This is a genomic window from Streptomyces sp. MNU76 (assembly GCF_020982545.1).
Classification (GTDB): domain Bacteria; phylum Actinomycetota; class Actinomycetes; order Streptomycetales; family Streptomycetaceae; genus Streptomyces.
This window is the reverse complement of the sequence record NZ_JAJKLK010000003.1, coordinates 1,086,354-1,097,274: the sequence shown is the minus strand read 5'-3', so window position 1 is coordinate 1,097,274 and position 10,921 is coordinate 1,086,354. Positions and strand designations below refer to the sequence as shown.

At 71.4% G+C, this 10,921-nt stretch carries 7 protein-coding genes; 5 read left to right on the top strand and 2 right to left on the bottom strand.

Translation table 11 applies throughout. From position 1 onward, the window contains the following. The first annotated feature begins 22 nt into the window (after window positions 1-22). From gnd to E4N62_RS11180, 4 genes are all read left to right on the top strand, one after another. Window positions 23-907, top strand: coding sequence for a phosphogluconate dehydrogenase (NAD(+)-dependent, decarboxylating) (gene gnd, locus E4N62_RS11195; RefSeq protein ID WP_184903952.1), 885 nt, complete (start codon window positions 23-25; stop codon window positions 905-907). 213 nt (window positions 908-1,120) lie between these two features. After that, window positions 1,121-4,003, top strand: a complete 2,883-nt coding sequence (locus tag E4N62_RS11190) for a peroxidase family protein (protein ID WP_230213740.1) — start codon at window positions 1,121-1,123, stop codon at window positions 4,001-4,003. Window positions 4,004-4,075: 72 nt separating this feature from the next. Beyond that, window positions 4,076-5,548 (top strand): hypothetical protein, encoded by a 1,473-nt coding sequence (locus tag E4N62_RS11185; RefSeq protein ID WP_230213739.1) that lies wholly within the window; start codon window positions 4,076-4,078, stop codon window positions 5,546-5,548. 119 nt (window positions 5,549-5,667) lie between these two features. Beyond that, complete coding sequence (locus E4N62_RS11180; RefSeq protein WP_230213738.1) at window positions 5,668-7,143, top strand: pentapeptide repeat-containing protein; 1,476 nt, start codon at window positions 5,668-5,670, stop codon at window positions 7,141-7,143. Between the two features lie 73 nt (window positions 7,144-7,216). Here the strand turns inward: E4N62_RS11180 and E4N62_RS11175 are convergent, their stop codons facing one another. Both E4N62_RS11175 and E4N62_RS11170 read right to left on the bottom strand, forming a co-directional pair. Then, window positions 7,217-9,007 (bottom strand): sugar phosphate isomerase/epimerase and 4-hydroxyphenylpyruvate domain-containing protein, encoded by a 1,791-nt coding sequence (locus tag E4N62_RS11175; protein ID WP_230213737.1) that lies wholly within the window; start codon window positions 9,005-9,007, stop codon window positions 7,217-7,219. 130 nt (window positions 9,008-9,137) lie between these two features. After that, window positions 9,138-10,013 (bottom strand): shikimate dehydrogenase, encoded by an 876-nt coding sequence (locus E4N62_RS11170; RefSeq protein WP_230213736.1) that lies wholly within the window; start codon window positions 10,011-10,013, stop codon window positions 9,138-9,140. Window positions 10,014-10,145: 132 nt separating this feature from the next. On the opposite strand from E4N62_RS11170, the gene E4N62_RS11165 reads away from it, so the two are divergent. Next, window positions 10,146-10,811 (top strand): TetR/AcrR family transcriptional regulator, encoded by a 666-nt coding sequence (locus tag E4N62_RS11165; RefSeq protein ID WP_215454267.1) that lies wholly within the window; start codon window positions 10,146-10,148, stop codon window positions 10,809-10,811. The last annotated feature ends 110 nt before the right edge of the window (window positions 10,812-10,921 follow it).

Sequence of the window (10,921 nt, the reverse complement as noted above, 5' to 3'; positions counted from 1 at the left end):
CAGGTGAACTGACATGGCAACGATGCAGCTGGGTCTCATCGGTCTCGGCAAGATGGGCGGCAACATGCGCGAGCGGATCAGCCGCGCCGGCCACACCGTCGTCGGCTACGACCGCAACCCCGAGGTGTCCGACGTGGGCAGCCTCGCCGAACTGGTCGAGCGCCTCGACGGGCCGCGCACGGTCTGGGTGATGGTCCCGGCCGGCGCTGCCACCCAGTCCGTCATCGACGAGCTGGCGGAGCTGCTGTCGCCGGGCGACACGGTCGTCGACGGCGGCAACTCCCGGTGGACGGACGACGAGAAGCACGCGGCCGAGCTGGGCGCGAAGGGCATCGGCTTCGTCGACGCCGGTGTCTCCGGCGGCGTCTGGGGTCTGCAGAACGGCTACGCCCTGATGGTCGGCGGCGACGAGGAGCACGTCGAGCGGCTCCAGCCGATCTTCGAGGCGCTCAAACCGGAGGGGCCGTACGGCTATGTCCACGCCGGCAAGGTCGGCGCCGGTCACTTCTCCAAGATGGTCCACAACGGCATCGAGTACGCCATGATGCAGGCGTACGCCGAGGGCTGGGAGCTGCTGGAGAAGGTCGACTCGGTGACGAGCGTGCGCGAGGTGTTCCGCTCGTGGCAGGAGGGGACCGTGATCCGCTCGTGGCTGCTGGACCTCGCCGTCAACGCGCTCGACGAGGACGAGCACCTTCAGAAGCTGCGTGGCTACGCCGAGGACTCCGGTGAGGGCCGGTGGACGGTCGAGGCCGCCATCGACCACGCGGTGCCGCTGCCCGCGATCACCGCGTCGCTGTTCACCCGCTTCGCCTCGCGCCAGGACGACTCGCCCCAGATGAAGATGATCGCCGCGCTGCGCAACCAGTTCGGCGGCCACGCGGTGGAGTCGACGAAGGGGAAGTGACGCAGGAGAGGCAGAGGGCGACCGGCCGGTTCCCCGGACCCCTCGGGGTGTGGGGAACCGGACCTTCCGGAGCATTGTCGGCAGATGCGCACATGGCGTGAACTGTCGCTGTGGCCGGAACCTCGCCACCGGTAGCGTGCGGCCCCTGTCCCGTATGCATCGCGTGCGCATGAGTGCGCGTACATACGCAGCGCGTCGGTAGGGGGAGCGGCGATGGCCGAGACAGGGCAGCACGATCAGCGCTACGAGCGGTACGACGGGGGCAGCCCCGAGGCCGAGCGGCTCGTGTTCGAGCGGTTGGCACGGGAGCTGATGGAGGTCCAGGTCAGAAACCGGCGGGCCGGGGGCGGTGGCCTCGCTCGGGCGTTCCACGCGAAGGCCCCGCTGGGCGTGGAGAACGCGCGGCTGCGGTTCCACGACGACCTGCCGGTGGCGTTGCGGACCGGGTTCGCGCAGCCGGGTGCCGACTACCCCGCGGTGGTCCGGCTGTCCAACGCGAGCGGGATCCGGCAGGGGGACGGCTCACCCGATCTGCGGGGCGCGGCCGTGCGGGTCAGGGTGTCGGAGGGGGTGAGCCACGATCTGCTGGCCACCAGTTTCCCGGTGTCGCACGCGAGCGACGCGCGGGAGTTCGTGGCGTTCGCCAAGGCCATGGCGGGAGCCCGGAGTCCGCTGCGGAAGGTGTTCGCGCTGTTCGTGAAGCTGCCGCTGGCGGTGGGGCCGAGGACGGCCGCACGGATGCGGCGCAATGTGACGGAGGCCACCCGGCGGCCCGTCAACTCCCTGGCCACCGAGACCTATTGGAGCCGCGGCGCCATTCTGTGGGGCGACGCCGGGCCGGTGCGCTATCTGCTGCGGCCCGCGCCCGGCACACCGGCGGCGGCCGAGCCCGATCGCCGGGACCCGGACTTCCTGCACCGGGAGCTGGCGCGGCGGCTCGGGCAGGCGGACGTGGCGTTCGATCTGTGCGTGCAGCGGTACGTGGACGAGCGGCGCACACCGGTCGAGGACGCGGCGGTGGAGTGGAGGGACGCGGTGGCGCCGGCGGTGCCGATCGCCAGGCTCACCGTCCCCGCACAGAAGCTGGACGGGGCCGAGGCTCGGGCGGCGGCACGGCGGATCGAGGACCTGACCTTCAATCCGTGGTACACGACCGATGATTTCCGGCCATTGGGCCATATCAACCGGGCCCGGAAGGCCGGGTACCGGGCGAGCGGCGCGCACCGCCTCGGGCAGCGCTTCGTCGCCGAGGAACCCCTGCGCAACAAGGTGCTCGGCCGTCTCGTGGGCCCCGCGCTCGGGCTGCTGAACCGTGCCGTGCCGTGGCACCGGCTGCCGTTGTCGCTGAGTCTGCTGAACCTGGTGTTCCTGCGGAAGACGCTGCGCCGGCTGAACCTGATCGACACCGAGGTACGCGAGGCCCCGCCGAAGGCCCAGCCCGTGCCGGAGCCGATCCCGGAGCGGCTGCGCACGGAACGGTCGTACGACGGGACGTACAACGATCTGTCGGAGCCGGCGATGGGCGCCGTGGGGGCCGCGTTCGGGCGGAACCTGAAGCCGGACTACCGGCCGGACACCTTCGACACACCGAACCCGGTGACGGTCAGCAGGCAGCTGCTGCACCGGGAGAGCTTCGTGCCGGCGACCTCGCTCAACGTGCTGGCGGCGGCGTGGATCCAGTTCCAGGTGCACGACTGGGTGAACCACCGGCGGTACAAGACCGGTGACCGCAGTGTGGAGGTGCCGCTGCCGCCCGGCTACGACGGGACCTGGCAGAACGTGCCGCGCGGCCCGACCGAGCGGGTGATGCGGTTCGCCGAGAACGAGGGCCTGGAGGTGCCCGGCCGCCCGCCGATCCTGTTCGCCAACTCCGCCTCGCACTGGTGGGACGGCTCCGAGGTGTACGGCGAGAACGAGCGGACCGCGCGGTCCCTGCGCGAGCCGGACGGGGGCGCGAAACTCCGCCTGGAGGACGGCCATCTGCCGGGCGGCACCCACGGCATCCCGCTCACCGGCTTCAGCGAGAGCTGGTGGATGGGCCTCAGCGCCCTGCACACGCTCTTCGCGCGGGAGCACAACGCGATCTGCGACGCGCTGCGGTCGCAGTACCCCTCGATGAGCGAGGAGAAGGTCTACCAGACGGCCCGGCTCGTGGTGTCCGCGCTGATCGCGAAGATCCACACCGTGGAGTGGACGCCCGCGATCCTGGCCACCGAGGCGATCGATCGCGCGCTGCGCACCAACTGGTCGGGCCCGCCGAAGAACTGGCTCAACCAGCTGGGCCTGTGGCTGTTCGAGGCGCACTCGCTGACCGGCATCCCGAAGACGCTGCCGGACCACCACTCGGCGCCGTACTCACTGACGGAGGACTTCACCACCGTCTACCGTATGCATCCGCTGATCCCGGACGACTTCGAGCTGCGGGAGCACCAGTTCGGGCGGCGGCTGGAGACGGTGGGCTTCCCCGACATCCAGGGCGGGGCGGCCGAGGCGCAGATCCGGAAGACGGGACTCGCGAACGCGCTGTACTCGTTCGGCATCGCCCACCCCGGCGCGATCACCCTGCACAACTTCCCTCGCTCGCTCCAGCGCTTCGAGCGGGACGGGGAGATCATCGATCTGTCGGTCGTCGACCTGGTCCGCACGCGCAGGCGGGGGGTGCCGCGCTACAACGACTTCCGGGCCGGGCTGCACCGGGGGCGGATCCGTTCCTTCGAGGAGCTGACCGAGAACCCCGAGACGCTGGCGCGGCTCAAGGACGTCTACCGGGACGTCGACGAGATCGACACCATGGTCGGGCTGTTTGCGGAGAACCCGCCGGAGGGCTTCGGCTTCAGCGACACCGCCTTCCGGATCTTCGTCCTGATGGCCAGCCGACGGCTGCAGAGCGACCGCTTCCTGACGGTCGACTACCGGCCCGAGGTCTACACACCGCTCGGCATCGACTGGGTCGAGCAGGGCGGCATGAACGCGGTGGTCCAGCGCCACTGCCCGGAGCTGGCACCCCTCCTGCCGCGCGACGCGAGCGCCTTCGCGCCGTGGCGGACGGTGCCCACGACCGGCACCACCGGTACGACCGACGGCGGTTCACCATGACGCCGTGACAGACGACCCGGGGTCATGTGTCACGTGGTGCCCCGGGTCCGAACGACAACGGGGGAAACACGCATGACCTTCACCGACAACCACTCAGAGCTGCCCGGAGACCCGGAGCTGTCCGCGCTACCCGGGGCGGGCGAACAGCTCGCGGTCCAGGAACAGCCCGGCACCGGCGTGGGCACCACCCACCCGGGGCTCGCCGACCTCTTCGACCGTCCGCTGCTGCGGACCGTGTGGCGCCGCCGCACCCACCGCGTGAGCCGGGGTGCCAAGGTGTCCGCCGGGACCATGACCTACACCTCCCGCAACGCGGCCGAGCCCCTGACCGAGCTGGAGGAGGCGATGCTGATCGCGATCACCGGCACCACCGGCCTCACCATGCCCGACCGGCCCTTCGAGGATCCGGACAACGGCACCCCCATCATGTCCAAGCCCAACCTGACGATGGCGGGCCGGACCGCGGGCAGCCCGGACAACGCGCAGGGCACCCACTTCTTCCTCGTCAACGACTCGGGCACCTACTTCCTGCGCAGGCTGGAGCCGGCACCGGACGAGCCGTTCGACGCCGAGACGCTGATCGCGCGGGCCCGCCGGGCGAAGGTGAAGGTCCTGGACCACCGCCTCGACGTCGCACCGGACCAGCGGGACTTCCCGGCGTACCTGGACTCCAACCGCTTCCTGTCCAACCTGCCGGGCACGACCCTGCTGTTCCCCGTGGTCGACCTCTCCCACCAGTACGTGAACGCGCTGATGTACCTGCTCACCCAGCCGGACGGGGCGCGTCCGACCTTCGTGGACGACCGCAACTTCTACCGCCCGGCCGGGGTCCGCACGTGGGTGCGGAACGGGTTCCTCAACGGGGACCTGAAGCTGCCGCTCGGCGCGCTCGGCCCCATGCGCACCCAGATCGAGGCGGACCTGCTGCTGCAGAACCTGATGCTCACGGCCGAGGCGATGGGCCTGGGCGCCTGGATCCACGCCACCATCAACCCGCAGATCGCCCTCGGCGACCCGAAGTTCTCCCGCAGGTACGGCAGGATGCTCGGCTTCGACTTCGTCACCCCGCGCTGGCGCCCGGCCGACATCTGGCGCTGGCACATCCCCCTGCCGAAGTACGCGAACGTGCGCGCGCACCCGGTCCGGCTGCCCTCCCCCGACGGCGGCGCGCCGCTGATCGCCGCCGCGTGCCCGCCCGTGTTCGGGACCATGTCGGAGGCGGTGCGGAGAATCGTCCGGGAGAAGTTCGGCCGCGGCGGCGTCTACACCGACCGGGACGTCTTCGCCCGGATCTACCGGGAGGACTACGGGCAGCGCTATCTCACCGAGGCCAGTGAGTACGAGGAGCGGGTGGTCGAGTGCGCCCGTGACGTCTGCGAGTACATCCTCCGCACGCACGGCCGCTTCCCGGCCCACACGGACGCGATCCACGTCCCGGGCGTGTGGCTCCAGGTCCACCACGTGGAGAACGAGTACTACGAACGCTTCTTCACCAACGGCCTCACGGACGCGCACCGCGCGCACGCCGGGGCGTGGGGGCACTAGAGGGAGCGCTGAAGGGAGTACCGAGGGGCGGCAGGGTGTGTCGTTCGGGATCCGGCCGGAACGTGCGTCCGGATCGCGGTAGTTGACAGGTGCAAGCGTCGCGGGTGAGATTCCCGTTGATGATGATCAACGATCTGACGGCGGCCGAGCGGCGGGTGTGGGACGCCTTTCCACTCGGCGCGGCGGTGGACTTCGGGGCCGCGGACCGCCCGACCGCCGAGGACGGGGCCACCGCGGACGGCGCCGGTTGGGGTCCGGAACGGACCGTCCGGGCGCGGGTGCTGCGGGCGTTGCTGCTGACCGCTCCCCAGGAGGAGGGTGAGGTCGCGGCCCTCAAGATCGAGGGCGCCCGGATCACCGGCCGCCTGGAGCTCAAGTACGCGACGGTGGCGAGCGTCGTACGCCTCAGCGGCTGTCACTTCGACGAGGTGCCCGACTTCTCGGGTGCGCACTTCAACTACCTCAATCTGTCCAAGTCCACCCTGCCCGGCCTGCGTTCGGCACGGGCCCGCGTGGACGGCGGGCTGCGGCTGACGGAGTGCCGTTTCCGGGGGCCGGTGAAGCTCACCGGGGCGCAGATCTCCGGGACCCTGTTCATGGAACGCGCCGAGTTCACCGCGTCGGACGGGGAGCCCGCGCTGCGGCTCACCCAGGCGGAGATCGGGGAGGAGCTGTGCGCTCCCGGACTGCGCGCGGACGGTGAGGTCCGGCTGGGCGGCGCCCATGTCGCCGGCAAGATCGACCTGCGCCACGCCCGCCTGCACCGGCCGGGCGGTACGGCCCTCGGCGCGGAGACCCTCGCCACCGAGTCCGATGTCGTGCTGCGGCACGCGGACGTACGCGGGCGGGTGGAGCTGCGCGGGACCCACGTGGGCGGCTGGCTGGAGCTGTCCTACGCCCGGTTGTCCAACCCCGGCGGTACGGCGCTGCGGGTGAGCAGCAGTGTCATCAGCGAACTGTGGCTGCGCGAGGGCCCGCCGGTGGAGGGCGTCCTGAACCTGCGCCGCGCCCAGATAGAGGTGCTGTTCGTGGAGCCGGACAAGCTGCCGGACCAGGTCCTGCTGAACAGCCTCTCCTACACCTCCCTGATCCCACACGTGCCCGCCGAGCGGCGGCTGCCGATGCTGGAGCGGGACGGGGAGGGGTATCTGCCGTACGCCTACGAGCAGTTGACCGCCGCCTACCGCAGGATCGGTGACGACGACGCCGCCCGGCGGGTCCAACTCGCCAAGCAGCGCCGCAACCGGGCCACGCTCCGCTGGCACGGCCGGCTCTGGGGCTACGCCCAGGACGCCACCGTCGGCTACGGCTTCCGTCCGCTGCGCGCGGCGGTCTGGCTGCTGTCGCTGATGGCGGTGGGCTCGGTGGCGTACGCGGTGCGGACGCCCAGCCCGCTCAAGGCGGACGAGGCCCCGGAGTTCAACCCGGTCTTCTACACCCTCGACCTGCTCCTCCCGATCATCGACTTCGGGCAGGAACGGGCCTACGCCCCCGAGGGCTGGTCGCAGTGGCTGTCGTACGTCCTCGTCATCACCGGCTGGATCCTGGCGACGACGGTCGTCACCGGTGTGACGCGTACCGTCAGCCGCCAGTAGCCTCCGGCTCGCGTGCGTGCACCTCCCGTGCCCACGGCGCCCGTCCCTCCGCCTCCCGTCCCCCCGGCTCCCCTCATCCGACCGGTCGTCGGACGTGCTGGGCGGCGAGGCGCACGGGCGCGTTCTGCGCGCCGTAGCCCTGGTACCCGGTGTCGCGCTGGACAAGCTCGAAGAAGACCCGGCCGACGGTCTCGGTGTAGCAGTGGCGGAACGCGCCGCCCGCGTCACGGTCGTAGAGGATGCCGAGTTCCCGGTACGTCTCCAGCTCGCCGTCGGCGAACTCGAACCGTGCGGCCAGGTCGTCGTGGTAGTTCGCGGGGACGGCCAGGAGCCGGCCCCCGGCCGCGCGGAAGGCGCGGGCCGCGGCGACCACGTCGTCCGTGGCGAAGGCGATGTGCTGGGCGCGGGCCGTGTCGTCGGTCGGCGCGGGGCCGACGCTGAGGGCGATCCGCACGCTGCCGTCGTCGTTGGTCACCGGACGGCTGCGGAACAGGCCGTAGGGGTCGGCGACATCGACGCTGTCGCTGGCGTGGAGGCCGAGCACCGTGCGGTGGAAGAGCGCCGCCTCGTCGAACTGGTGCCAGGGCTGGGTGAGCGCGAGGTGGTCGACGCGGTGGACGTGGCCCGCGGCCTCGGGGTGTGTCACGGGCCGGAAGTCCCCGGTCCAGCTGGGGAGTCCGGGGCGGTCCGTCGCGCAGAAGAAGAGTGCGGTGCCGTCGGGCGCGGCGACCGCTTCGAGCGGGGCGTCCTCGGCGGCCCGGCGGCGCGGCAGCACCGGCGCGAGCAGGGCCTCGGCGCGGCGGGCGGCGCCGGCCGGGTCCGGTGACTCCAGTCCGATCGCGGCGAGCTGGGTGCCCTCGCGCCGGGCCGCCGGGCCGGTGTTGACCAGCACCCGTGCCTCGCCCTGCCGCCACAGGTCCACCGGCTTGCTGCGATGGCGCGCGGTGCGGGCGAAGCCGAGCGCGCCGAGCAGCGCGGCGACGGGTTCGGCGTCGGGGGTGACCAGCTCCGCGAAGGCGACGCCCGTGGGCACCACCCGCTCCGGCAACGCGGCGATACCGGCCGCCTCCTGGAGCATCAACAGCGAGCGGTGGGCGTCCACGGCGGTGGGGCCCGCCTCGGCCTGCCGGAAGACGTCGTTGAAGACCTCCAGCGACAGCGGCCCGTCGTATCCGGCCGCGCGCACGTGTCCGACCAGTCCGGTGACGTCGAGGCCGCCCTGACCGGGGAAGCAGCGGTAGTGCCTGCTCCACTGCAGCACGTCCATCGCCATCAGCGGGGCGTCGGCGAGCTGGAGGAAGAAGATCTTCTCGCCCGGGATGTCCTCGATGCCCTTGGGATCGGAGCCCCGGGCCAGGATGTGGAAGCTGTCCAGGCATGTCCCGAGCGCCGGATGGTCGGCCGCCTCCACGATGCGCCACGCGTGGTCGTACGTACTGACGTGCCGCCCCCACGCCAGCGCCTCGTAGGCGACCCGGACGCCGAACTCCTCGGCGAGAGAAGCGAGTTGTCGCAGCTGGTCGGCGGCGAGCGCATCGTCGTCCTCGGCGAGCGGATGGACGCTGGAGCAGACGAGCACCGTGTCGCAGCCGAGGCGCCCCATCAGCTCGAACTTGTGCCGGGCCCGCCGCAGGTTCGCCTCGAACAGGTCCGGCGGCACGGCCTCGATGTCCCGCATCGGCTGGTAGAGATCGATGCTCAGCCCGAGATCCGCACAGCGGGCCCTGATCTCCTCGGGCGTGAGCGGACTCGCCAGCAGATCGTTCTCGAAGATCTCCACCCCGTCGAACCCGGCCCGCGCGGCGGCGGCGAGCTTCTCGGTGAGGGACCCACTGAGGGAGACGGTGGCGATGGATGTACGCATACAGAACTCCTCGAAACCCGGGTCGCGCCCTGAAAGGGGCGCGGGGCGTGACACTGTGCGGCTCCGCCGCGTGGGCGCGACCAGCCACGACGAACCCGCGGCCGACGCACACGACCGACCGTCGCGGCGCTTAGTTACGGGCGCCCGCGACCCCGGCCAACTCCTCGATGTCCGCCAACATCCGCGAAGCGTCCGGCTCACGCCCCGTGAACAACCGAAACGCGTCGGCCGCCTGGAACACCGCCATCCCTCCCCCGTCCAGCGTGGCGCAGCCAAGATCCCGCGCGGCCCGCAGCAACGCGGTCTCCAACGGCCGGTACACCACCTCCGCCACCCACAGCCCGGCGTGCAGCAACTCCGCGGCGAACGGCAGCCCGGGGTGCGCGGCCATCCCCGTGGGCGTGGCGTGCACGACCCCGTCGGCCGCCCCCAGCAGCGCCGGCAGCGCGTCCGGCGTCGCCGCGGCGGCCCGTCCCGTACCGAAGTGCCGGCCGAGGGAGGCCGCGAGGTCCGCCGCGCGGTCCGGCATCGCGTCGACGACGGTGACGTGCTCCGCGCCGAGCGTGAGCGTGGCGTGGGCGACGGCCGCGCCCGCGCCCCCGGCGCCGAGCTGCACCACCTTCTCCAGGGGGACGTCGGGCAGCCCGCGCGCGAAGGACGCGGCGAAGCCGGTGACGTCCGTGTTGTGGCCGATGGCGCGGCCGTCCTCGAAGACGACCGTGTTGACGGCGCCGAGCGCGGCGGCCTGCGGGGCGAGTCCGTCGAGGTGCTCGATGACCAGTTGCTTGCAGGGGTGGGTGATGTTCAGCCCGTCGAAGCCCAGGTCGCGGGCGGCACGCACCAGGTCGCCCACCGCCTCCGGGGCGAGGCCCAGGTCGTCGATGTCGATCAGCCGGTACAGATAGCGCAGACCCTGCCGGTCGGCCTCCCGCTCGTGCAGGGCGGGGCTGAGGGACGGCCCGATGCCGGAGCCGACGAGGCCGACGAGATACGAGTCCTTGGCCACAGCGGCCCTCCCGGCGAGATCTAATGTACGAACTAGTACGTTAGTCATAGCAGCCGCACCCTCCCCGAGGGAAGACCGCCGCCGCAGCTCCTAGAATCACGGGCACCGGCCGCACTCGCCCGAAGGAACCCGATGACCAGCGTCGAAGAACCGGCACGACCGAACGGGCGGATCCGTGACGCCGCCCGCACCAAGGCCGAGATCCTCGACGTCGCGACCAAGGAGTTCGCCCGTTCCGGGTTCGCCGGGGCCCGGGTCGACGAGATCGCCGCCCGGACCCGCACCACGAAGCGGATGATCTACTACTACTTCGGCGGCAAGGAGCAGCTGTTCACCGCCGTGCTGGAGCGGGCGTACTCCGTGATCCGGCAGACCGAGCAGGAGCTGGACGTCGAGCACCTGGACCCGGTGGCGGCCATCCGCCGGCTCGCCGAGGTGACGTTCGACCACCACGAGGCGCACCCCGACTTCATCCGCCTGGTCAGCATCGAGAACATCCACGAGGCCGAGCACATCGCCTCCTCCGAGATGCTCGCCAAGATCGGCTCGCCCGCGCTGGACGTGATCCGCCGGATCCTGGAGTCGGGCCAGGAGTCCGGCCTGTTCACCGCCGACGTCGACGCCGTCGACCTGCACGCGATGATCAGCTCCTTCTGCTTCTTCCGGGTCGCCAACCGGCACACCTTCGGCGCCCTCTTCGGCCGCGACCTGGTCGACGCCGGACGCCGCGACCACTACCGGCAGATGCTGGGCGACATGGTGATCGCCTACCTGACGGCGGACCGCGCGGCGGACTGAGGCCCCTCGCACGTCCGCGACGAAATCCTTCGGTGGCACCTCTTGACACCCGGGAAACGTCGGCGCAACATCCGTAGCCAAGCGCTACTAACTATCCAGTGCGTTAATTA

Excerpts from the sequence above, each read along its gene's own strand:
- E4N62_RS11190 (WP_230213740.1), top strand. The coding sequence starts at position 1,121 with ATGGCCGAGACAGGGCAGCACGATCAGCGCTACGAGCGGTACGACGGG.
- E4N62_RS11185 (WP_230213739.1), top strand. The coding sequence starts at position 4,076 with ATGACCTTCACCGACAACCACTCAGAGCTGCCCGGAGACCCGGAGCTG.
- gnd (WP_184903952.1), top strand. The coding sequence starts at position 23 with ATGCAGCTGGGTCTCATCGGTCTCGGCAAGATGGGCGGCAACATGCGC.
- E4N62_RS11180 (WP_230213738.1), top strand. The coding sequence starts at position 5,668 with ATGATGATCAACGATCTGACGGCGGCCGAGCGGCGGGTGTGGGACGCC.
- E4N62_RS11165 (WP_215454267.1), top strand. The coding sequence starts at position 10,146 with ATGACCAGCGTCGAAGAACCGGCACGACCGAACGGGCGGATCCGTGAC.
- E4N62_RS11175 (WP_230213737.1), bottom strand. The coding sequence starts at position 9,007 with ATGCGTACATCCATCGCCACCGTCTCCCTCAGTGGGTCCCTCACCGAG.